The 24252-nt window shown below is 55.2% G+C and carries 18 protein-coding genes; 7 read left to right on the forward strand and 11 right to left on the reverse strand.

Annotation, left to right across the window (positions count from 1 at the left end):
* The first annotated feature begins 31 nt into the window (after positions 1-31).
* Genes BLP79_RS15630 through BLP79_RS15640 form a run of 3 tightly spaced genes read left to right on the forward strand, consistent with a single transcriptional unit; the run spans position 32 to position 2904 of the window.
* Complete coding sequence (locus tag BLP79_RS15630) at positions 32-904, forward strand: carbohydrate ABC transporter permease (RefSeq protein ID WP_090220601.1); 873 nt, start codon at positions 32-34, stop codon at positions 902-904.
* A complete protein-coding gene (locus BLP79_RS15635) occupies positions 897-1802 on the forward strand; it encodes a carbohydrate ABC transporter permease (RefSeq protein WP_090220529.1) in 906 nt (301 codons plus the stop codon). The genes BLP79_RS15630 and BLP79_RS15635 overlap by 8 nt, the downstream gene beginning before the upstream one ends.
* A 4-nt stretch (positions 1803-1806) precedes the next feature.
* Positions 1807-2904, forward strand: a complete 1098-nt coding sequence (locus tag BLP79_RS15640; protein WP_090220531.1) for an ABC transporter ATP-binding protein — start codon at positions 1807-1809, stop codon at positions 2902-2904.
* Positions 2905-3075: 171 nt separating this feature from the next.
* Here BLP79_RS15640 and BLP79_RS15645 read toward each other — a convergent pair whose 3' ends face one another.
* Both BLP79_RS15645 and BLP79_RS15650 read right to left on the reverse strand, forming a co-directional pair.
* Positions 3076-3957: a GNAT family protein gene (locus BLP79_RS15645; RefSeq protein ID WP_090220532.1), complete on the reverse strand. Its 882-nt coding sequence runs from the start codon at positions 3955-3957 to the stop codon at positions 3076-3078.
* A 204-nt stretch (positions 3958-4161) separates the two neighbouring features.
* Complete coding sequence (locus BLP79_RS15650) at positions 4162-7755, reverse strand: hydantoinase B/oxoprolinase family protein (protein WP_090220533.1); 3594 nt, start codon at positions 7753-7755, stop codon at positions 4162-4164.
* Positions 7756-7865: 110 nt separating this feature from the next.
* On the opposite strand from BLP79_RS15650, the gene BLP79_RS15655 reads away from it, so the two are divergent.
* From BLP79_RS15655 to BLP79_RS15665, 3 genes are all read left to right on the forward strand, one after another.
* A complete protein-coding gene (locus BLP79_RS15655) occupies positions 7866-8825 on the forward strand; it encodes a TRAP transporter substrate-binding protein (protein WP_090220534.1) in 960 nt (319 codons plus the stop codon).
* Positions 8826-8902: 77 nt separating this feature from the next.
* Entirely contained in the window at positions 8903-9427 is a 525-nt protein-coding gene (locus tag BLP79_RS15660; protein ID WP_090220536.1) for a TRAP transporter small permease, read from the forward strand.
* 3 nt (positions 9428-9430) lie between these two features.
* Entirely contained in the window at positions 9431-10732 is a 1302-nt protein-coding gene (locus tag BLP79_RS15665; protein WP_090220538.1) for a TRAP transporter large permease, read from the forward strand.
* Between the two features lie 60 nt (positions 10733-10792).
* On the opposite strand, the gene cobA is transcribed toward BLP79_RS15665, so the two are convergent.
* From cobA to BLP79_RS15700, 7 genes are all read right to left on the reverse strand, one after another.
* A complete protein-coding gene (gene cobA / locus BLP79_RS15670; RefSeq protein ID WP_090220540.1) occupies positions 10793-11614 on the reverse strand; it encodes a uroporphyrinogen-III C-methyltransferase in 822 nt (273 codons plus the stop codon).
* Positions 11611-14229, reverse strand: coding sequence for a nitrate reductase (locus tag BLP79_RS15675; protein ID WP_090220542.1), 2619 nt, complete (start codon positions 14227-14229; stop codon positions 11611-11613). The genes cobA and BLP79_RS15675 overlap by 4 nt, the downstream gene beginning before the upstream one ends.
* The gene (gene nirD / locus BLP79_RS15680; RefSeq protein WP_090220544.1) at positions 14226-14564 is read right to left on the reverse strand and encodes a nitrite reductase small subunit NirD; all 339 of its coding nucleotides are present in this window, start codon (positions 14562-14564) and stop codon (positions 14226-14228) included. Before nirD ends, BLP79_RS15675 begins: the two co-directional genes overlap by 4 nt.
* The gene (gene nirB / locus BLP79_RS15685) at positions 14561-16993 is read right to left on the reverse strand and encodes a nitrite reductase large subunit NirB (RefSeq protein WP_090220546.1); all 2433 of its coding nucleotides are present in this window, start codon (positions 16991-16993) and stop codon (positions 14561-14563) included. The genes nirD and nirB overlap by 4 nt, the downstream gene beginning before the upstream one ends.
* Positions 16994-16997: 4 nt before the next feature.
* Positions 16998-18668, reverse strand: coding sequence for an ABC transporter ATP-binding protein (locus BLP79_RS15690; RefSeq protein WP_170830509.1), 1671 nt, complete (start codon positions 18666-18668; stop codon positions 16998-17000).
* A gap of 5 nt (positions 18669-18673) precedes the next feature.
* Entirely contained in the window at positions 18674-19747 is a 1074-nt protein-coding gene (locus tag BLP79_RS15695) for an ABC transporter permease (protein ID WP_090220549.1), read from the reverse strand.
* Positions 19748-19860: 113 nt separating this feature from the next.
* Positions 19861-21228 carry a CmpA/NrtA family ABC transporter substrate-binding protein gene (locus BLP79_RS15700; RefSeq protein ID WP_090220551.1) on the reverse strand — a complete coding sequence of 456 codons (1368 nt, stop codon included), beginning with the start codon at positions 21226-21228 and terminating at the stop codon, positions 19861-19863.
* A 414-nt stretch (positions 21229-21642) separates the two neighbouring features.
* On the opposite strand from BLP79_RS15700, the gene BLP79_RS15710 reads away from it, so the two are divergent.
* Positions 21643-22338, forward strand: a complete 696-nt coding sequence (locus BLP79_RS15710) for a fumarylacetoacetate hydrolase family protein (RefSeq protein ID WP_090220554.1) — start codon at positions 21643-21645, stop codon at positions 22336-22338.
* Here the strand turns inward: BLP79_RS15710 and BLP79_RS15715 are convergent.
* Entirely contained in the window at positions 22335-23441 is a 1107-nt protein-coding gene (locus tag BLP79_RS15715; RefSeq protein ID WP_090220556.1) for a CmpA/NrtA family ABC transporter substrate-binding protein, read from the reverse strand. The genes BLP79_RS15710 and BLP79_RS15715 overlap by 4 nt on opposite strands.
* Complete coding sequence (locus tag BLP79_RS15720) at positions 23438-24022, reverse strand: ANTAR domain-containing response regulator (protein ID WP_090220558.1); 585 nt, start codon at positions 24020-24022, stop codon at positions 23438-23440. The genes BLP79_RS15715 and BLP79_RS15720 overlap by 4 nt, the downstream gene beginning before the upstream one ends.
* Positions 24023-24252 lie beyond the last annotated feature (230 nt).

Below are 24252 nucleotides of genomic sequence, written 5' to 3' on the forward strand. Positions count from 1 at the left end.
TGAACGTGGGGACGGACCTATGGAGGACATCATGTCTGACTGGCTGGAAACTCACCTGCCCAAAGCCGTGCTTGCCCCCTCATTCATCGCCATCATGCTATTTGTTTACGGGTTTATCGGTTGGACCGCCTGGGTCTCCTTTACCCGTTCAAAACTGCTGCCGCGCTATGAATTAAAGGGCACTGTACAATACGAAAAACTCTTTGCCAGCCCGCGCTGGGATACGGCGATGGACAATCTTTTTGTCTTTGGCACCTTGTTCATCGTGATTGCGATGCTGCTGGGCCTGTTGCTTGCAATCTTTCTGGATCAAAAAGTGCGCAGCGAAGGCGTAATCCGCACAATCTACCTATATCCCATGGCGCTGTCGATGATTGTCACAGGAACCGCATGGAAATGGATTCTAAATCCCGGATTGGGTCTGGAAAACATGGTACGGGGTTGGGGCTTTGAAACCTTTACCTTTGATTGGCTCGTGAACCCGGATTTCGCGATCTATACTGTGGTGCTTGCCGGGGTTTGGCAAAGCTCTGGATTTGTCATGGCCCTGTTTCTGGCTGGTCTTCGGTCGGTAGATGAAGAAATCATCAAAGCCGCCCAAGTCGACGGAATCCCCACCTGGCGCATCTATAGCGCGATTATCATCCCTTCCATGGCGCCGATTTTCCTGTCTGCCTTTATTGTGCTCGCACATCTGGCGATCAAAAGCTTTGATCTGGTGATTGCCCTCACAGGTGGTGGACCCGGCTACTCGACCGATCTGCCAGCAACCTACATGTACGCTATGGCCTTTTCGCGCGGTGACATCGGACAAGCGGCAAGTTCCGCAATGATCATGATGATGGTCGTCTTTGCCATTGTTGTTCCCTATCTCTATTCAGAATTGCGAGCCAAACATGATTGATCTTTCCATGTCTCGCCCCGCAGAAACCCACCCCCGAGGCATCGCCTGGGGCCGGTTGGCGCTTCGGTTTAGTCTCTACCTATTCTTGGGGCTCTTTGCCCTTTACTATCTGATGCCGCTTTTTGTGATGGTCACCACGTCATTGAAAAGCTTAGAAGAAATTCGCACGGGCTCTTTGATATCATTGCCGCGTGAGGTCACATTCGAGGCCTGGCGCACCGCGTGGTCTGGCGCTTGTACGGGCATCCAATGCGAAGGGTTAAAACCCTATTTCTGGAATTCAATCCTAATCGCAGTTCCAGGGGTCGCAATTTCAACGCTTTTGGGGGCCCTCAATGGCTATGTCATTGCACAATGGCGTTTTCGCGGATCAAACCTGATCTTTTCTCTGATGCTGTTTGGGTGCTTCATCCCGTTTCAGGTCGTCTTGTTGCCAATGGCACGCGTCCTTGGAGAAATGGGCCTAGCGGGCAGTATTTCGGGACTGATCTTTGTCCATGTCATCTACGGACTGGGTTTCACCACGCTGTTTTTCAGAAACTACTACGTCACAATCCCGAATGAACTGGTAAAGGCCGCGAAAGTAGATGGAGCCGGGTTCGTTCGGATTTTCTGGTCCATTTTCCTGCCCCTCTCACTGCCCATTATCGTGGTCACTGTGATCTGGCAGTTTACCCAGATCTGGAATGATTTCCTGTTTGGCGTGTCATTCAGCCAGGCTGGCACACAACCTGTGACGGTCGCTTTGAACAACATCGTAAATTCAACAACCGGCGTCAAAGAATACAACGTCGACATGGCCGCCGCGATCATCGCCGCCCTGCCAACCTTGCTGGTTTATGTCGTCGCCGGAAAATACTTCATCCGCGGGTTGACTGCGGGCTCTGTGAAAGGCTGAACCAATGGCCCCTATTCTCGATATCAAAAATCTGCACAAGAGCTATGGCTCGGTTGAAATCCTCAAAGATATCAATGTCTCTATTGATCCCGGTGATTTCCTCGTTCTGGTTGGCCCCTCGGGCTGTGGCAAATCTACGCTTCTGAACTGTATCGCCGGGCTTGAACCAATCACTGGCGGCACATTGTCTATTGGTGGCCGGGACATGGCAGATGTCACCCCAAAAGACCGAGACATCGCGATGGTGTTTCAATCCTACGCGCTGTACCCCACCATGACCGTTGCGAAAAACATCACCTTTGGCATGAAGGTGCGTGGCGTGGATGCTGCGACGCAGGATCGTAAATTGCAGGAGGTCGCACAGCAGCTGCAGATCGAGCCTCTACTCAACCGTCGGCCCGGCCAGCTTTCCGGCGGCCAACGGCAACGCGTTGCTATGGGGCGTGCCCTGGTGCGCGATCCAAAGCTCTTTTTGTTTGATGAACCGCTGTCAAATCTCGATGCAAAACTGCGTGTCGAAATGCGAAGTGAGATCAAAAAGCTACATCAAAACCTTGGCGCATCAATGGTCTATGTGACGCATGACCAGATCGAGGCAATGACGCTCGCGACTAAAATTGTGGTGATGAAAGGCGGGGTGATTCAACAAATCGGAACACCATCAGAAATCTACAACACGCCCGCCAATCTGTTTGTTGCAGATTTCATGGGGTCGCCAGCGATGAACCTGATCCCGGCAAAAACGCGTAAAAACGGTGCAGGGACCATTCTTGAAATCACCCGCGCCGATGGGGCGCCTTTGCAGTTAACAGATACACGCAATCAAGATCTGCCAAACGACGTGCTCTTGGGTCTGCGCCCCGAAGACATCGCAGAGGCGGGCTTTCGGGCCGGGGCAAGCGTACAGGAGGCTGAATGCCTTGTTGAGATGGTCGAACCTGCCGGGGCCGATACCTATGTCACCTCTCATCTGGGCGGCGCGCAGGTTACAGCGCGTCTCCATGCTGAAACCTCTGCACTGGCTGGCAAACCTCTGTCGTTGGCATTCGATTTGGCCAAGGTCTCGTATTTTGAACCCAACAGCGGGATGCGCTTGAACTAAAAAAATCAAAAGGCCTCATGCCAATAGGTATGAGGCCTTATTCCGTGACAGGCGCGCCACCAGCTACACCATAGGGTGGGGTCTTACGATGACGCGGCAATACCGTCATCGCCTCGTTAAAGCGCAAACGCCTGACAGAGGATGGACAAACCTCATAACTCTGGAAGAATGTCAGTCTTTGCCGAAGCCGGTCAAATACCGATCATCCGCATTCTTCGCATATTTATATTGGATTTGGTCGCCATCATCTGACCGAATCCATTTATCTGAGGCTTCTGGCTGCAGGGTCATGTTCAAATCCTTCAGCTTACCCTTTTCATTCCGGGTATCATCTTCCAACTCAAAACCAAGAGATTGATATTGCGGAACAACATTTTCATCCAATGCCCATAGTTCTAGTACGCCGTCCGTCTCTTTCACAGATACATCTACAGCCCTCTCAATCAGGGCGGTGCCAGCACCCCGTGCATAAGGATCTGAAACGATATCGGCGATATAGTAAGAAGTTTCTCTTTGTTCGCCGACCATCAACCCAACCGGTTCATCATTCACCAAATACGCATACACCTCAGATACATAATCATCATCTGCTTCTGATTCATCTTCAACCAGATTTGGGTCGGCTATTCCCTCAAGTATCGTCTTCGCGCTCATAACTGCCTGAATGGAGCCTAAATTGGATACATCATCCTTCGGTGGATCTTGCAAATGCTGTATATTATCCAGCATTTTTTGAGCCATTTTTGCCCCCTCTTCTAAACTGAAAGGACCCTTTACAGGGTTTTTGTCCGAAGTTTCGTATTTTGGGGAGGGTGATGTTTTCTCAGCCGGTGTGTTTACCTCTACCGCATGAGAAGGCGCAGCAGCGGCGTTCTTCTTCAAGCCTTCAGAATAAATATCTCCTTGTGAAAGGCCCTCTGGCTTTTCACGATGCAGGCCAGTGTTCGCGGGTGTCTCAATATGAACACGCGCACGTTTCTGCGGTGGTGCACTCTCTTCAACCGGCGATAAAGGACGCTTAGGCGAATTTCCGGAAATTTCGGGTAAAGGCATCTATATGCTCTCCAAATGGAGTTATTTTAAGAAAAGTCACATATGCTGCCTAAATGCCCAAATGAATTATCTTAATTTTCATATCGGGCTGGGTAACACCCTCTTTGCCGTGCAGGTGAAATGCACAAGAAACCACAGCACTCCACTTTTCAAAGAGGGCAAATGCTGCCCTCTTTCTCAATTCAAACCGCAGAGGAAAACACGTTATTGGCGGCCATACCCTCCGCCGCCGGGCGTTTTCATCACAAAGATATCGCCGGGTGCCAATTCCGCAGCATCATTGCCCTGCAAAGACACTTCACGCCCATTCTTGCGCACAACACTGTTTTCTCCAACCTGTCCCGGTGCACCACCGGCAGCACCATGCGGCGGGATCTTGCGATGCGAGGATAAAACCGTCACCGTCATCGCCTCGTTAAAGCGCAAACGCCGCACGATGCCATCTCCACCTGCAGTCTGACCCGCCCCACCTGATCCATGACGGATCGAAAACTCTTCGACCCGCACAGGAAAACGCGTTTCCAGAACTTCAGGATCGGTCATGCGTGTATTGGTCATATGGCTATGAACCGCGCTGGTGCCCGCAAACCCATCGCCTGCACCCGTGCCGCCACAGATGGTTTCGTAGTTCTGATGCACGTCATTGCCATAAACAAAGTTGTTCATCGTGCCCTGACTGCCCGCGATCACACCTAACGCACCATAAAGCGTATCCGCAATCGCCTGGCTCACCTCGGTATTGCCCGAAATCACCGCAGCCGGGTATTTTGGATTGATCATGCAGCCCTCTGGCACCACCAGATTCAGCGGCTTCAAACAGCCCTCATTCATCGGAATGTCAGCCCCAACAAGCGTGCGGAACACATAAAGCACCACAGCCCGGCAAATCGCCAAAGGTGCGTTATAGTTGAACGGGCTTTGATCAGAGGTACCGGTGAAATCAATCTCAGCGGTGCGTGCGGCGCGGTTGACCCGGATCGCCACGTTAATCTGTGCCCCATCATCCAGCGGGTAAGAAAAGCTGCAATCATGCAGCACATCCAGCACCCGGCGCACGCTTTCTTCGGCATTGTCCTGCACATGGCCCATATAGGCCTGTACTGTACCCTGCCCAAATTGCGCGGTGATCTTGCGCAGCTCAGAAGCGCCGGTCTCATTGGCGGCAATCTGTGCTGCCAGATCCGCCATGTTCTGATCCACATTGCGGCACGGGTATTTCCCAGAAAGCAATAAATCGCGCGCCGCCTGTTCCCGCAGGTTGCCTTGTTCAACCAGCACAAAATTATCAATCACCACACCTTCTTCTTCGATATGGCGGCTGTCTGGTGGCGCTGATCCGGGTGTCTTGCCCCCGATATCCGCATGGTGCCCACGCGAGGCAACCGTATAGATGATATTTTCGCCCGCTACATCAAACACCGGAGTGATCACCGTCACATCCGGCAGATGCGTGCCGCCGTTGTAGGGGTTGTTCATCATAAAGACATCACCGGGACGGATCTTGCCTGCATTCAGGTGCAATATAGTCCGCACGCTTTCCGACATTGAACCAAGATGCACTGGCACATGCGGTGCATTCGCCACCAGGTCGCCATTTTGATCAAAGATCGCACATGAAAAATCATAACGTTCCTTGATGTTGACCGAATAGGCCGTGTTGGCCAACGTTGCGCCCATCTGTTCTGCGATCGACATGAACAGATTGTTGAACACCTCCAGCATCACCGGATCCACCTGCGTGCCAATCGCCTCGCTGCGCTCCAGCGGAACCTCGCGCCGCAACACCAGATTGCCCCCTTCTGCGCAGGTCGCACTCCAGCCAGCCTCAATCACATTGGTGCCAGTGGGTTCGCTCAAAATCGCCGGGCCCTGAACACATTGCCCGACCGCCAGCGTCTCGCGCTGGACCAGCGGAACATCACGCCATTCACCACCCGCAAACATCCGCACCGAAGTCTCAGCCGTATTTTGCCCTTCGGGCGCAGGCAAGGTCACGGCTTCGCCCGTTTTGCCAATGGCTTCCGCCACCAGAACATCCAGGATCAGATCATCCGTATCCGGCGCAAACCCAAACCGCTGCTGATGCGCCTCAACAAAAGCGGCTGTCATTTCAGCCGGAGTGCCAATCGGCACAGACAGGCTTTGCTGCGCGCCGTGTGGCCGGATCAATGCGGTTTCCTGCACCTCAATATCAGCATCCGCAACACCTTGTGCAGCAACCTCATCGCGCGCACCGCTGCGCAGATCCGCAAGCGCCGCCTGAATACCGACATCCTCCAGCGCACAGCCCAGCTGTTGCTCACGCATCGCGCGAATGTCAGCAAGCCCCATGCCAAAGGCCGACAGAACACCTGCAAAGGGGTGGATAAAAATGCTTTCCATCCCCAAAGCGTCCGCCACCAGACAGGCATGCTGCCCCCCCGCACCGCCAAAGCAATTCATCGTGTATTTCGTCACATCATAGCCGCGCTGGACCGAGATTTTCTTGATCGCATTCGCCATGTTTTCAACAGCAATCCGCAGATACCCTTCGGCCAGTTCTTCCAGCGTGCGATCTCCGCCGATCTCAGCGGCAAGTGCTGAGAATTTTTCGCGCACCGCTGCCACATCCAACGGTTCATCCCCGTTGGGGCCAAAGACATGGGGGAAATGATCTGGCTGCAACTTGCCCAAAAGGACGTTACAATCCGTCACCGTCAGCGGGCCACCGCGACGATAAGAGGCCGGACCCGGATTTGCGCCTGCGCTTTCTGGCCCAACCTGCATCCGCCCATCGCGATACGACAGGATCGACCCGCCGCCCGCCGCGACCGTATGGATCGACATCATCGGCGCCCGCATCCGCACGCCTGCCACCTCGGTTTCGAACGAACGCTCATAACTGCCCGCATAGTGGCACACATCGGTTGAGGTACCGCCCATATCAAAGCCAATAAGCTTTTCAAAACCCAGCTCAGCTGCGCTGCGCACCATGCCCACAACACCGCCCGCCGGGCCTGATAGGATCGCATCACGCCCCTGAAACAGGCTTGCATCAGTCAATCCACCATTGGACTGCATGAACATCAGATGATCACAGCCCCCCTGCGCCGCATCCAAGGCAGACGACACCTGATCCACATAACGGCGCAAAATCGGGGAAAGATAGGCATCCACCACCGCCGTATCGCCGCGCCCCACCAGTTTGATCAACGGGCTGGCTTCATGGCTCAGCGAAACCTGTTCAAAACCGATCTCACGCGCAATTTTACCCAACGTTTTTTCATGATCTGAAAAGCGATAACTGTGCATCAAGGCAATCGCAACCGAACGCAGGCCGCGAGCGTAAACGGCCTCCAGGGCCGCGCGTGCAGCCTCTGCGTCCAGCGGTGTAATCACCTCCCCTTCTGCAGACAAACGCTCTTCGACTTCGATCACATCCTCATACAAAAGCTCGGGCAGCTCGATGTTCAGATCAAACAGACGCGGCCGGTTTTGATAACCAATCCGCAACAGATCCCGCAGGCCCTTGGTGATCAACAACACGGTTGGCGCGCCTTTGCGCTCCAACAAGGCATTGGTCGCAACCGTTGTGCCCATTTTCACAGCTTGGATGCGTCCGCGTGGGATCGGATCTTCGGCTTTCAGCTCTAACAGGGTCCGAATCCCATGCACAGCCGCATCAGTATAAGCTTCAGGGTTTTCTGACAGCAGTTTATGGCTGCGCAGATCTCCCTCGGGGGTCTTTGCCACGATGTCCGTAAAGGTCCCGCCCCGGTCTACCCAGAACTGCCACTGCGTATTTGCATGTTCAGACATCGTTTTCTCCCGCGAATCAACTTTGTTATTGCTTTATGCTTAAAACGCTGACAATTTGTCAATGTAATGTAAAAAAACACACTCAAACAATCCTTACAGGGAGACATAGAATGAAACATTCGTTTGCCTTGGTCGCAGCCGTCACCTTCGCCGCACCTGCTTTTGCAGAAAACTGGGATATGCCAACACCTTATGGTGATAGCACCTTCCACACACAGAACATCATCCAGTTCGCAGATGAGGTGCGCACCGCCACTGATGGCGCATTGGACATCACCGTACATTCTGCAAATTCACTGATTCCCCACGCCGAAATCAAAAACGCAGTGCGCTCCCGTCAGGTTCCAATTGGGGAATTCTTTCTGTCTCGCCTCGCCAACGAAGATCTCGCCTTTGGTGTCGACAGCCAGCCTTTTGTGGCCACCAGCTATGATGATGCCGAAAAACTTTGGGCAGAGCAAAAGCCGGTCATCACCGAACTTTTGGCCAAACAAGGGCTAAAGCCACTGTTTTCCGTACCATGGCCCGCGCAAGGCCTGTACACCAATGGTGAAATCTCCAAAGTTGAAGACCTGAACGGTCTGCGGTTCCGCGCCTATAACGCGGCTCTGGAAGAGTTCGCCGCCCTCGCAGGGGCCGCTCCGGTTCAGGTTGAAGCGGCTGACATCCCACAGGCCTTTTCAACCGGTCAGGTCGCAGCGATGATCACCTCTCCTTCAACCGGTGTGAACTCAACCGCATGGGATTTTGTAACCCACTACAGCCCGATCAACGCATGGGTTCCAAAAAACATCGTTGTGGTAAACCAGCGTGTCTTTGATCGTCTGGATAAGACCCAGCAAGCCGCCGTTCTGGCCGCTGCCGAAGCCGCAGAGGCGCGTGGTTGGGAAATGTCCGCCGCAGAAGCTGCACAAAAAACCAAAGAGCTCGCTGAAAACGGCATCACCGTCTACGAACCCAGCGCTGAACTGGTAGACGGTTTGCAAGCCATCGGTGGCAAGATGCTGGAAGGCTGGGACAGTAAAGCCTCAGACGAAGCCCGTGCGATCCTGTCTGGTTACAACAAGTAATCCAATCGTTCCCCATCTCAGGCCTTGGCACGCAGTGCCAGGGCCTTTTCTTAGCTTTCAGTGAAAAAGGCTACGTTATGCGTGTTTTCCTAACCCGCCTCTATCAGGCTGCGGGCATCCTAAGCGCCGGTTTGATCGCAGCAATCTGCCTGCTGGTCAGCGCTCAGATCGTTTTGAACGGGCTTGGGCGCTTGTTTCCCGGCACCTTTCCCACCACCATTCCATCATATGCGGATTTCTCAGGCTTTATGCTGGCAGGATCAACATTCTTGGCGATGGCCTATACGCTGCGCTCAGGCGGTCATATCCGTGTAAACCTGATCGTGCAGCGCCTGCCCGCGCCACTGATGCTCGCCGCAGAAGCGCTCAGCCTTACGCTCGCCCTTCTGTTCACGGGCATAGCGCTTTGGTTTTCCGCGGCCTTGGTCCAAGAAAGCCTGCATTACGGTGATGTTTCAACCGGGATCATTCCAGTGCCTTTGTGGATACCGCAAACCCCAATGGTGGTTGGTTTAGGCCTTTTGATGATCGCGCTGGTACATACGCTGTTCGATCTTGTGCAAACGCGCAGCTCTGTCTTAACTACTGCGGATGAGGTCTAAGCCATGTCAGATCCTCTCATCGCTCTTGTCTTGCTGGGTGGCTTGATCCTGCTGCTTAGTGCAGGTCTTTGGGTTGCCATCGCGCTTGGCACCGTGGCCTTTATTGCTTTGTCTCTGTTCTCGAATGCACCGGCTGGCCTTGTCATGGCCACCACGCTTTGGGGCCATTCCCACAGCTGGGCCCTCACCGCCCTGCCCCTCTTTATCTTAATGGGTGAAATCCTGCTCAGATCGCGCCTCAGTCAGGATATGTTTGACGGGTTGGCGCCATGGCTCAGCCGCGCGCCGGGCCGGTTGCTGCATGTAAACGTCTTTGGTTGCGCAATCTTTGCCGCCGTTTCAGGATCATCTGCCGCAACTGCGGCCACCATTGGCCGCATGTCGGTGCCAGAACTGACGAAACGCGGCTATCCCGAAAGCCTGATCCTTGGCACGCTGGCAGGTTCCGCCACCTTAGGCCTGTTGATCCCGCCTTCCATCATCCTCATCGTCTATGGCGTCGCCACGGAACAATCTATTGCCCGCCTGTTCATCGCAGGCGTTGGCCCCGGCGTGATGCTCATTGCGCTTTTTGCAGGCTATGTCGCGGTGCGCGCCTGGATGAACCCCAGCCTGATCCCCAATGAAGCGCGCCATTTCAACCTGCGCGAACGGCTCAATGCCTCGCGCAATCTGATACCCGTCGCACTTTTGATCCTTGGCGTGATCGGATCTATTTACGCAGGCCTTGCCTCCCCCACGGATGCGGCCGCACTTGGCGTTGTGCTTGCAACGATCCTGGCTTGGGCCTCCGGCGCATTCAGCTGGAAACTGCTGTTTGAAGCCCTGATGTCCGCCACCCGCACCTCTTGCATGATTGCCTTTATCCTGCTGGGGGCGGCCTATCTTTCGGTTGCGATGGGCTTCACCGGACTGCCCCGCAATCTGGCAAGCTGGATCGGCGCGATGGACCTTTCTGTCACTGCGCTTCTGTTGGCACTCACCCTGTTTTTCATCGTGCTTGGCTGTTTTCTGGATGGAATTTCCGTGGTGGTCCTTACGACATCAATCATCATGCCAATGATCCAGGCCGTGGGGATCGATCCTTTGTGGTTCGGCATTTATCTGGTGGTTGTGGTCGAGATGAGCCAGATCACCCCGCCCGTCGGCTTCAACCTCTTCGTGATCCAAGGCATGACCGGCATCAACATCATGCGCGTGGCCAAGGCCGCGTTCCCCTTCTTCCTGCTTCTGTTGCTGGGCGTTGCGCTGATTTCAATTTTCCCCGGCATCGTCACATACTTACCCAGCCTCATGGGCAACTAACGAAAAAAGCTGCGCCTCAACTCAAGGCGCAGCTTTCCAAATGCTCAACGAACTTTTGCGCTAGTGCTCAGTCTGGCCTGTGATCAGGCTGTTTGCATCTATACACCGCTGATCTGCATCCGCATGTTTGGGAGAACGCAAAAAGATGATCGCCGGATGCGAAATCCCACGCTCCTGCATATCTTCAGACAGTTTTGCCAATGTACTGCGCAACACGGCCTCATTGGGTTTACTCGCAGAGGCCACAACCTCCACCGGCATATCCTGGCGAAAACCTGCCCCCATCAGCTGTGCCTGCAACGCGCCGCTCATCCGTGTCGCCATATAAAGCGCAACTGTCGTGCCTGGGCGCAGCAGTGCTGCCACATCAGGCGCTTCATCGCCGTCCCGGCAAGTGCCCGTGGCAAAGATCACCCGGTCACTTTCCCCCCGGCTGGTCAAAGACTGACCTAAAACCGCAGCTGCCGCGCTGGCGGCTGTAATTCCGGGGATAACCTCACACGGCACGCCCGCCTCGGCAGCGGCAGCACGCTCTTCATCAGCGCGGCCAAACACAGATGGATCGCCACTTTTCAACCGCACCACATGCTGGCCCGCTTTGGCGGCCTCTACAATCATCTGGTTGATCACCTCTTGCGGCCAGGCGCAGGCGCCCACGTCCTTGCCCACAAACACCTGCGCCGCTTTTGGATTGGCCAGCTCCAGAACATCAGGATCGATTAAGCGGTCAAAATAGATCACATCCGCCGCCTGCAGCACCCGCAAGGCACGCAGCGTCAACAGATCTGCCGCACCCGGACCAGCACCAACAAGGCTGATTTTGCCAACCTTACCAGAGGCAACAGCAGGCAACAGCGTCTCTAAATCGGGGATCATTTTCATTCTGCTGCCATCCTTTGTGTGTCAAGTTGTGCAATCAGATCCGCCAGCTCTGGCTTACAGGATCCGCAATTTGTGCCCGCGCTTGTGCATTCCATAAGCGCAGGCACACTGTCCGCCCCCGCCGCAATCGCCCGCTGCAGATCCAACCGGCCTACATCCATACAGGCGCAGACAATCGCCCCTTTGGCGGGTTGATCTTGGCCCGGAACCCCTGCCAGAACCCGCGCCGCCGGGATATCCTTGCCAATCAGATCTGCAATTGCAGCCCGCGCCACCTGCACCGGTTCTGGTGCAGCAAAAAAGGCCCCCAACAGCTGTGCCCCGTCATGAATTGCAATCCGCACCATGCCACTGGCACTGTCATCAAACCGGCTGATGATGCCATTTTGCACCCCCAGCACGCTGCGGGCTTCTTTGTCCCAATCACGGGGCAATTTGTGCCCGGCAACCTCAACCCGCCAGCCCTGTTTGCTGCGCGCAAGCGCCGCATAAGGCCGGTTTGGCTGCATTTCAGCGACACTCACCGCAAAACCAAACCACGCCGCCGGATAAGCCCGCGCTTTGACCTTGGCCATTTTCAACGCAGGTTGCCCAGACACCGCATCAACCCGCCCGGTGACCAGCGCATTCACCCGCCCCGCCGCAGCGGTTTGTGCGGTCCAATGCATCGGCGCACAACACGCCCCTTTTTGTACACGATCCGTGATCAATACCCGCAACACCGCGCGGCCATGGCTGTTTTCGATCTCAACCAGACCCGCCGCCTGCAATCCCAAACGCAGCGCATCTTCGGGATGAACCTCCAGATAAGGCTCTCCCATATGCGCACCCAACTGCGGCGCACGGCCAGTCCGGGTCATGGTATGCCAATGATCCCGCACCCGTGCTGTATTGAACCGCAGTGTCTCACCTTCAGGCTGCGCCAATTCCGGCGGCGTGATTGGCAGCATCTTGGCCTTTCCATCAGGATGATAAAACTTACCCTCTGCAAAGAAGCGCTTGTTCTCAACCTCATAGCCCGCTGGAATTGGCCAAACCTGAGGCGTCAGATGATCGTAATCCACATCAGATAACGTCTCTAGGCCCGAGATATCAAAATCCCGTCCCAATGCGCCAGAGACACCAGACAGGCTCGCATGTTCGCGAAACACTTCTGCGGGTGACGCATAATCAAACGCTTCTTTCCACCCCATACGGCAACCGACAGCTGCCAAAACCGCCCAATCCGCGCGCGCCTCTCCCGGCATCGGCAAAAACGGACGTTGACGCGAAATGCACCGTTCAGAATTGGTGACAGTCCCGGATTTTTCGCCCCAGCCCGCAGCCGGTAAGCGCAGATCCACACAGTCCATCGTGTCGGTTCTGGCAATGATGTCAGAGCCCACAGTAAAGGGCACAGACCGGATCGCTTCAGCAACAAAATCCGCCTCTGGCATAGACACCACCGGATTTGTCGACATCACCCAAAGCGCCTTGATCTTGCCATCACGACAGGCCCGAAACAGATCAACCGCTTTTAAACCCGGTTTTTCAGGCATTACAGGCGCCGCCCAAAACTCTTGAACAGCCGCGCGGTGATCGGCGTTTTCCAAATCCAGATGACTGGCCAGCATATTGGACAGCCCCCCAACCTCACGCCCACCCATCGCATTGGGTTGGCCCGTCATGGAAAATGGCCCCATACCCGGACGACCAATCCGACCCGTCGCCAGATGGCAGTTCAGGATCGCATTGACCTTATCGGTTCCATACGCGGATTGGTTCACCCCCATCGAAAACAGGGTCACAACCTTTTCGCTTTTACACCACAGATCCACAAACGCGTTGATCTGGTCTGGGTTCAAACCACACGTCACAACCGATGCGGTGGATTGCGCTGCAGCCCCCAACGCCGCCTCCAGCCCGTTCACATGAGCATTTACATAGTCGTGGTTGATCAGGTCCCGCGCTTTGATCTCGCACAACAGATGATTAAACAGTGCAGCGTCGCCATCGCTTTGGATGGGCAGATGCAAATCCGCAATCTGGCAGGTGGCTGTGCGGCGCGGATCAATCACTACAATTTTCAAATCCGGGCGCGCGGCTTTGGCCGCTTCGATCCGGCGAAACAACACCGGGTGACACCAGGCTGTATTGGAGCCAACCAGCACAATTGTATCTGCCAGTTCAAAATCTTCATACTGGCCCGGAACCGTATCCGTGCCAAAAGCGCGTTTATGCCCCGCCACAGCCGAGGCCATACACAGGCGCGAATTGGTATCGATATTGGCCGATCCCATAAAGCCTTTGATCAGCTTATTGGCCACATAATAATCTTCGGTCAGCAATTGCCCTGACAGGTAAAATGCCACCGATTCAGGACCATGATCGCGAATTGCCTCTGAAAATTTCTGGGCCACCAAATCCAGCGCGTGATCCCAGCTGACATCTGCGCCTTTCAGGCTGGGCGCAAGCAGTCGCCCCTCTAGCCCGATGGTGGCGCCAAGGGCTGTTCCCTTGGAGCACAACCGCCCCGCGTTGGCGGGGTGGTTTGGATCACCTTTGATCGATCCATCCGCCCCTGCCAGCACGCCGCATCCGACACCACAATACGGGCATGTGGTACAGGTGCTCATTCCGCTGCGGTCCGCATCTGCAGGAAGGAACGCTCCAACCAGATCCGACCATCCTCAACACGGGCTGGATAGGTGGCCACGCTGCCTTCATCGGCACCCTGTGCTTGCCCCGTCTCAAGCGAGATCACCCAATTGTGTAGCGGGCAGGTCACGGATTTCCCATGCACAATCCCCTCTGCCAAAGGCCCCTTTTTGTGGGGGCAGGCATTGTCCAGCGCAAAGACCTCATCCTCATAGGTGCGAAACACCGCAACACATCCCAACGGCGTCTTTACAAGGCGCGCACCGCGGGGCGCGATATCATCGAGCGCCCCAACATCAATCCACTCGCTCATTCTGCCGCCTCCAGTCTGATCTCTTTCATAGGCTTATAGGTGTCGGCTTTTTCCTTCACATGATCTGCCCATGGATCACGACGGTAGATGGATTGCGACAGATCAAATCGCGCAGCAGCAGCTTTGCGGATCTCCAGATCTTCGATTTGCTCCTTGATCCAGTCTAGCCCTACCTTGTCCATCCATTTCCAGATACGATCCAGATACTTAGCACCCTCGCGGTACAGCTGCGTCACCGCACGCACCACCTCCATCACCTCTTCTTCGTTGGCGACCTGGATCAGCAATTTGGTCTCTTTGACCTCCATGCCGGCCGCGCCGCCGATCGACACCTGATAGCCGCTGTCTACGCAGACGATACCAATGTCCTTGCAGGTCGCCTCTGCACAGTTGCGCGGACAACCTGACACGCCCAGCTTCAACTTATGCGGGGTCCAGGATCCCCACAGGTCTTTCTCCAGCTTAATGCCAAGCCCGGTTGAATCCTGTGTGCCAAACCGGCAATGATCGGTACCCACACAGGTTTTCACCGTGCGCAGACCTTTGGAATAGGCGTGGCCTGAAACCATGCCCGCCGCATTCAGATCCGCCCAGATATCTGGCAGATCTTCGCCTTTGACACCCAACAGATCGATCCGCTGGCCGCCCGTCACCTTAACAGTGGGCACCTCGTATTTATCAGCCGCATCCGCAATTGCGCGCAATTCATCCGGAGTGGTGATCCCGCCCCACATGCGCGGCACAACCGAGAACGTGCCGTCTTTCTGAATGTTTGCGTGTTTACGTTCGTTGATAAACCGGCTTTGCGGGTCATCCTGATATTCCACCGGCCAATCTGCCAGCAGGTAATAGTTCAACGCCGGGCGGCATTTGGCGCAACCACAGGATGTTTTCCAGCCCAACTCCTGCATCACCGCAGCCATGCTTTTCAGCTCTTGGCTCTTGATCAGACGGCGCACATCTTCATGGGTCAGATCCGTGCAGCCACACATCGGCTCTGCCGCTGGCATCTGGAAATCATCCCCCAGTGTGACCGCCAGAACCTGTTCCACCAACCCGGTACATGTCCCACAAGACGCACTTGCCTTGGTGGTTGCGCGCACAGCCCCTAGATCGGTTGCGCCCGCTTCAATTGCTTCGACGATCTGTCCCTTACAGATGCCGTTACAGCCACAGATCTCCGCATCAAGCGGTAAGGCTGCAACGGCCGCCATAGGGTCCAGCGCGTCTCCTCCCTGATAGGCCGGACCAAAGATCAACGTGTCGCGCATGTCGGAAATATCGGTCTTGTCCTTGATTAGGCCAAAGAACCAGTTGCTGTCAGCAGTATCCCCATAAAACACCGCGCCCACCACGCGGTTTTCCTCAATGACGAGGCGTTTATAAACGCCGCGCGCAGGATCGCGGAACACGATATCTTCGCGCCCGTCCGCTTCGGCAAAATCACCAGCCGAAAACAGATCACAGCCCGTGACTTTCAGCTTGGTCGACAGCTCTTTTTGTACAAAAGCCGCCTCTTCGCCCATCAAGGTCTGCGCCGCAACTTTGGCTTGATCATACAAAGGCGCAACCAGTCCAAACAGCGCGCCATCGTGTTCAACACATTCGCCAACCGCCAGCACATCTGCGTCAGAGGTCAGCATCTGGTCATCCACATGGATGCCCTTGCCAACCATCAGACCTGCCTCTTGTGCCAGTGCCACATTCGGGCGAATACCCACCGCCATCACCAGCAGATCACAGGGCAATTCGGTGCCATCATCCAGCAACAACGCCTTCACCTTGCCATCTTCACCAAGGATTTCCTTGGAGTTGGCGGCGCATTTTACAGTAATACCCTTATCAATCAGTGCTTTACGCAACAAATACCCAGCGGCTTCATCCAGCTGACGCTCCATCAGATGGCCCATGATGTGCACAACCGTCACATCAACGCCGCGCGCCGCCATACCCGCCGCCGCTTCCAGACCCAAAAGACCGCCACCAATGACAACCGCCTTTTGCCCGGCTTCAAGGCCCATCATCCGCTCAGTGTCTTCCAGATCGCGATACGCAATCACACCTTCCAGATCATGACCGGGCAGCGGGATCATAAAGGGGTTAGAGCCCGTCCCGAACACCAGCTTATCATAAGCCAGCACATCACCATTGTCTGCGGTCACCGTCTTGGCTTCGCGGTCAATGGCGACAATCTTTTCACCAAAGCGAGTGATGACCTTATTGTCAGCATACCAGTCATCGTCATGGGTCACGATATCCTGATAGGTCTGATCCCCGGCCAAAACAGGCGACAGCATAATGCGGTTATAATTGCCACGCGGCTCTGCATTAAACAGGGTCACAGCCACATCGGCGTTTGCGTCAAACAGATGCTCCAGCATCCGTCCCGAGGCCATACCCGCCCCAATCACAATAATCTTCTGTGTCATTATCTTACTCCGCCGCTATGGCTTTTTTCTCAGCCTTTGGCTTTGGTTTCGCCCCGTGTTCATATTCCTCAAGGAAATCAAGAACATCTTGGCGGTATTGGTAATAATCCGGATGCTGCAGCAACGCCTTGCGGGTGCGTGGGCGCGGCAGATCAACGTCAACAATCTTGCCAATCGTCGCTTGTGGCCCGTTCGTCATCATCACCACGCGGTCTGCCAGCAAAATCGCCTCGTCCACATCATGGGTCACACAAATTGCGGTCACTTTGGTGCGCTGCCAGACTTCCATCAGAACCTCTTGCAGCTCCCAACGGGTTAGGCTGTCCAGCATCCCAAAGGGTTCATCCAGCAACAATAGCTTGGGCGACAAGGCAAAGGCGCGCGCAATCCCCACGCGCTGCTGCATCCCATTGGACATCTCAGCCGCCGGGCGATCCATCGCATCAGCCAGCCCCACACGTTCAAGGTAGTATTCCACCACGTCCTGACGCTCTGCCTGTGAGGCCTTTGGATAGACCTTATCCACGCCAATCGCGCAGTTTTCCCGCGCGCTCAGCCAGGGAAACAGGTTCGGCGATTGAAACACCACGGCCCGTTCAGGGTCCGCGCCTTCAACGTGGGTACGATCCAGCTTAATCGCCCCTTTAGAAATCGGATTCAGTCCCGCCGCCATGGTCAGAACCGTTGATTTCCCGCAGCCCGAATGCCCAATGAGCGAGATAAATTCTCCCTTATTGATCTTCAGATCAAAGTCCTCAACCACTGTCAGCGGCCCTTTGGGCGTCGGGTAAACTTTGTGCAACTGCGAGAAATCAAGGAACCGCTCGTCGGTGTGCGATTTTGCCGCTTCCGTAACGGCTGCAGGAAGCCCATGGATCGGCATCACATTCGGCAGTTCTTTTGTGCCTTCCACCTTGGCCGCAATCCCCACACCCATCAGATATTGGGTCACTTCCGCGCGCAAAGCCTTGAATGCCTCATTGGTGTTCATCGCGCCGCGATCTCGGGGACGCTCCAACCCCACTTTGAACTCAGTACCAAGCGTGCCATCTGGGTTCAGCGCAATGATACGATCTGCCAGCAAAATAGCTTCATCTACATCATTGGTGATCAAAACGCAGGTCTTTTTGTCTGCATCCCAAATCCCTTCGATCTCATCTGCAAGGTTCGCCCGCGTCAGCGCATCCAGCGCCGACAAAGGTTCATCCAGCAAAAGCATCTCAGGATCCATCGCCAGCGCACGCGCCACATTCACCCGCTGGCGCATCCCGCCAGACAGCTCAGCCGGGCGTCGCGTGATCGCATGGCTTAGTCCGACCATCTTGACATAATGCGCAACTTTGTCGGCGCGCTCCGTCTTGGACAGGCTCGGGAACATCGTGTCCACCGCCAGCCCCACATTACCCGCAACCGTCAGCCAGGGCATCAACGAGTAGCTCTGGAAAATCACCCCCCGTTCCGGACCAGGGCCAGTGATCTCCTTGCCGCGATAGGTGACGCTGCCTTTGGTGGGGCTCTCCAGCCCCGCCATCAGATTGATCAGTGTCGTTTTCCCGGTTCCAGAAAATCCCAGAAAAACCAGAAACTCACCTTCTTCAACACTCAGATCAATGTCTTTCAGAACTTTCTCGTCGCCAAAGGATTTGCTGACCGATTTAAATTCAAGCACAGCCATATCAATCACCGGTTATTTGAGAAGGTGAACAAAGATTGGATCGCATACATCAGGCGGTCCAGCGCGAAACCGATCAGGCCAATGGTCAAAACCGCAACCATGATCTTTGCAAGCGACTGGCTTGATCCGTTCTGGAATTCATCCCAGACAAATTTGCCCAGCCCCGGGTTCTGCGCCAGCATTTCTGCCGCAATCAAAACCATCCAGCCCACACCCAACGACAAGCGCAATCCGGTAAAGATCAGGGGCAGCGCAGAGGGCAGAACCAGCTTGGTGATCTTGGAATAGGTGCCCATTTTCAATACCTTGGAGACGTTCACCAGATCTTTGTCGATGGTCGAAACCCCCAATGCCGTGTTGATCAGCGTCGGCCAGAGCGAACACAGGGTCACAGTGATCGCCGAGACCAAAAAGCTCTTGGTGAACAGACCGTCATTGGTGGTGTAAACCGCAGAGACAACCATCGTCACAATCGGCAGCCAGGCCAAAGGTGAAACAGGCTTAAAGATCTGGATAATCGGGTTCAGCGCCGCATTTGCGGTCTTGGACAGACCCGCCGCAATCCCCATCGGAACCGCAACCGCTGTTGCAATCAAAAACCCAAAGAACACCGTTTTGATCGAAGTCCAGATCTGCGAATAATAGGTCGGCTTGCCGGTATAAACGCGCTCTTTCACACGATCGGCTTTGCCATCTGCAATCAGCTTTGCATTGCGCGCCTCTTGGCGCTCGTAAAAGGCAACTTCCTTATCCCACTCACGCTGTGCATCTTGGTGCAGGTTGCCCACCTGCTCCCAAACCTGTGCAGGCCCCGGAATGGCCCCAAGCGAGGTCTGAACCTTCGGCGCCAATGTTCCCCAAAGCAGCAAAAAGCCGATGATGGCGCACAAAGGCACCCCCAGCAAAAGCCAGATGTCTTTCATCTGCGCCTTGGGATTGTCGCCCGCAGCCGCTTTTAAAATCGGTGTGATCCAGGCCAGTCCCAGAACCTTAAACCAGGCATCCAGCTTGTTGATGCGCGCAAACACGCGCTCTTTACGGGCTTCGCGATCCGCAAAATCGGGGTCGACGGTGGTCATATGCGTATCCTTCGCATGTCAAAACGGGAGAAAAAGAGCAGTAATCGGGATGGTGGGCGGGGCGATGCGCGGGGTCTCCCCCGCGCGAGCGTCGTCATACCATCCCGCTCAGATTAGCCCTGAACGTCACTGCCAACGACTTTCTGTTCGCCTTTCAGGCCAATGGGCAGGCTGTCCAGATAAGCGTTGGGTGTGCGACCATCATAAGCAACGCCGTCGATGATATCTTCCGCCGGGGTTGCGGCCTTATAGCCATCGCTTTCCCAAGGGAAATCCGCCTCATTGGCCAGACCTTCGTCGACAAGGTGGCGCGCCGCTTCCAGATAGATCTCTGGCTTATACACCGATTTTGCTACCTCATCATACCAGCTGTCAGGCTTGGCTTCCGCAATCTGCCCCCAGCGGCGCATCTGCGTCAGATACCAGATCGCATCTGAATAAAACGGATAGGTCGCATTATAGCGGAAAAACACGTTAAAATCCGGCGCTGGACGGCGGTCGCCTTTTTCAAACTCAAAGAACCCTGTCATTGAATTTGCAATCACGTCATAGTCCGCGCCCACATATTCAGACCGGCTCAACATCTCAACCGCGGCTTCCCGGTTGGCGTTGTCGTTTTCGTCCAGCCACATCGCCGCACGGATCAACGCTTTGGTGATTGCGATTGTCGTGTTTGGGTTCTCTTCCTGGAACTCCGCGCTCAGACCAAAAACTTTTTCAGGGTTGTTCTTCCACAGTTGGTAATCCGTGATCACCGGCACACCAATGCCTTTAAACACCGCCTGCTGGTTCCACGGCTCACCCACCGCATACCCATAAATCGTGCCCGCTTCCATTGTTGCTGGCATCTGTGGCGGAGGCGTTACGCTCAGCAGAACATCCGCGCCGATCTGGCCAGAGATATCTTCCGGGCTGTAATATCCCGGCTGCAAGCCACCTGCCGCCAGCCAATACCGCAGCTCGTAGTTATGGGTGGACACAGGGAAAACCATGCCCATGTTAAACGGCTTACCCTCGTCTTTATACTGTTCCACCACAGGCAGCAGCGTTTCAGCTGAGATTGGATGCTGCGGACGGCCATCTTCCATTTTTGGAACATGTGGCAGCATCGCTTCCCAAATTTCGTTGGAAACGGTGATGCCGTTGCCGTTCAGATCCATAGAAAACGGTGTTACGATATGGGCTTCGGTGCCATAACCGATCGTGGCCGCCAAAGGCTGACCCGCCAGCATATGTGCGCCATCCAGCTCACCGCCGATGACACCGTCCAATAGAACCTTCCAGTTTGCCTGCGCTTCCAGCGTCACAAACAGACCTTCGTCCTCAAAATACCCGTTTTCATAGGCCACCGCCAAAGGTGCCATGTCGGTCAGCTTGATAAAACCAAACTTCAGCTCGTCTTTTTCCACATCCAAAAGCTCTGCAAAAGCAGGGCTGGCAATGGCAGTTGTGGCACATAGGGTGGCTAGAATATTCTTCATATCGCGTCCTTTGGCAGTGTTGCACCGGGCATGTTCCGGAAAACATTCAGAAAATAAAAAAACCGCTTGGTCCGACCGGGCAGGGAGGAGGAACGCCCAGGTGGAACAAGCGGCTTTGCTTGGGGGCCCGATGTCTCATCAGGCAATGTCAGGACACCGTTGCCCCAACCGTCTGCATCAACTTTTTCGTAAATTCGGGCGTCCAACAAGCTGAGGCATGAAAACAGAGGCCTAGAAAATGCTGCAGCTGCAAAAACGACCGCAAATTTGGCAATTTTGCTCACGAAATAAGCAGCATCAGAATATAAAAATCTGAATCAAACCCGAATCCACATTTTAGATCCGCCTCTTCACACCCCTCCAAGTTTAGTATACTTTTGCATACAATGCAGATCTCAACAGAAAGCCGGTGACATGAGCACCCAAAATTACATCTTCCCCCCTGCCCCGCCCGTTTCTCTGCACATTGCAAACACAGATGCCCGCTTTCCCGTGCGCCGTATCTATTGCGTCGGACGTAATTACGCCGCCCATGCCATCGAAATGGGCCATGACCCCGAACAAGAGCCCCCCTTCTTCTTTCAAAAACCTGCCGACACGATTTTGCAGCCACACCAAGACTTCCCCTACCCCAGCCAGTCAAACGATGTGAATTTCGAACTGGAGCAGGTCATCGCCCTTGGCACAGGCGGGCAGAATATCCCGATTGAAACCGCACTGGATCACATCTTTGCCTATGGTGTTGGCCTTGATATGACCCGGCGCGACCTGCAAGCCGCTGCCAAAGCAAAAGGTCGCCCCTGGAGCACCGGCAAAGGCTTTGATCACGCAGCCCCCATGTCTGCCTTATGCCCCGTTGCCGAAATCGGCCATCCGACATCAGGCGCTGTTACCCTGAAGGTAAATGGTGAGGCCCGCCAAAACGGAGATCTGGCGCAGATGCTTTGGAAACCACAGGAGATCATCACCCATCTGTCGCAGCTGTTCACACTGTTCCCCGGTGATCTGATCATGACAGGCACACCCGCTGGTGTCGGCGCAATTGAACGTGGTGATCTCATGGAAGGGCAGATCACAGGCATCACAGATATCCGCGTCGCGGTGGTTTAACGCACCGTCTCTAGGGCGCGCATGTCAAAAAAAGTCCCATTTGGCTGCGCGTCACTCGTTAAACGAGGCGGGGCAAATCCCATAGCCGCGCAATACAGGTCTTCGCGAAACACCGATAGCGCGCGCGTTTCTGCTTCGGCGGTATCCAGCCCCACGCGCTGCGCCAATTGGCGCCCAATCCATTTTACGTCACCTTGCCAGCTGTGATGCTGGCTTTGATCAAACTGAACAAACCCGCCAGCGTCGCGCTGCACACCCTCAGGTGAAATCACAAATGCACCGCTCAGCGCCCGATCCAGAACCTCAGGCTCCAATCCCAGATACTCCGGGCGTGACAGCACCTCTGTCGCTGAATTGCGATTGCTTGGATCTGCCAGCCAGCGCCCCGCCCGGCTCAGCGCGCGGACAAGACGTTTGGCACTGCCACTATTGGCCTCAGCCCACTGGCTTTGCACAGCCAGCACCTTTTCAGGCGCGGCCGACCAGATCGCCCGCCCCGGCAGCACCAGTTGACCAACGCTGCGTTCTACCGCAATCGAGCCCCAAGGCTCTCCGACACAAAAGGCATCAATCTCACCCTGCGCCAGGGCCTCGCTCATCTGCGGAGGTGGAATGGTGCGCACATCCACACCGCCGGGAGCAGGCATGCCCAATTTATTCAGCCAGTAATATAACAGCTCCGCATGCATGGAATATGGGAAGGGCACGCCCACACGCAAACGACTGTTCGCAGCGCGCTGCAGCCCCTGCCCCGCGGCAAAGGCATCACTAAAACCCAATGGGTCTCCCATCGTCTGCATCCGCGCCGCAAGCGCACGGCTGACACCCACAACAGTGCCATTGCGCGATGTCACCATCAAAGCAGACAAAGCCGCAGGCGCGCGCCCCAATCCAAGCGCCAGCGCCACCGGTAGAACAGACAGCATATGCGCAGCATCCACCTGCCCCACCGCCAGCCAATCCCGCAAAGCAGACCAGCTGGGCGCCGCACACAGATCCAGCGCCAGATGCTCTTCTTCGGCAAATCCTATTTCATGGGCAATAATATAGGGCGCGGCATCCACCAAAGGCACATAGCCTAAACGCAGGGTTTCAACACTCATGACAACAGGCCCGCCGTTGTCACAATCGCCTCTGCCACATCTGCCAACCTGCGTCCCTGGCTCATCGCAGTCTTGCGCATCATTCCATAGGCTTCCGCCTCTTCAAGACCGCGCGCCTTCATTAAAATACCTTTTGCACGGTCAATCACCTTGCGCTCTTCCAGCGCCTGTTTCGTCGCCGCCAGCTCTGCACGCATCTGATGGAACATGTGAAACCGCGCAATCGCCGCATCTATAATCGGCGTCAGCCGTTCCGGGCGCAGCCCATCCACCACGTAGGCTGAAACGCCGACAGAAATCGCAGCCTTGGCCAGACCTGCATTGCTGTGATCCACAAACATAGCAACTGGACGCTCAAGCGGGCCACTCATCAGCGCCATTTCTTCCAAAACATCACGCGACGGGCTTGCAACATCAATTAGTACGATATCGGGATTGCGTTCCTGAATGCGCCGCGCCAAATGCGCGTCATCGCTGACCACCAGCACCTCATGCGGCCCCTCATTGCGCAGGGCCTCGGTAATGGCAACAGCACGAGCTGGATCAGGCTCTACCACAACAATGGACAAAGGCGTTTGCATGAGGGCATCCCTGCCCGAGTCGCCGCCAATGACCCAGCCATTGCCCGCTTCCTCACGAGCATGCGATGACAGACGCCGAATTCTTAATCAGACAACAGGGCGACTGCTGAAAAAATCACCTTTTTAAAAACGCACGCGCCACATACGCATTGACATAAACCCTGCCACAAAAAGGCAAAACTGCTCGAATACGCAAGGATCCAACACTTGTGAAAGCCGCCCCGCGCAAT

Origin of the sequence: Epibacterium ulvae (genome assembly GCF_900102795.1) — a bacterium.
GTDB classification, from domain to species: Bacteria; Pseudomonadota; Alphaproteobacteria; order Rhodobacterales; family Rhodobacteraceae; genus Epibacterium; species Epibacterium ulvae.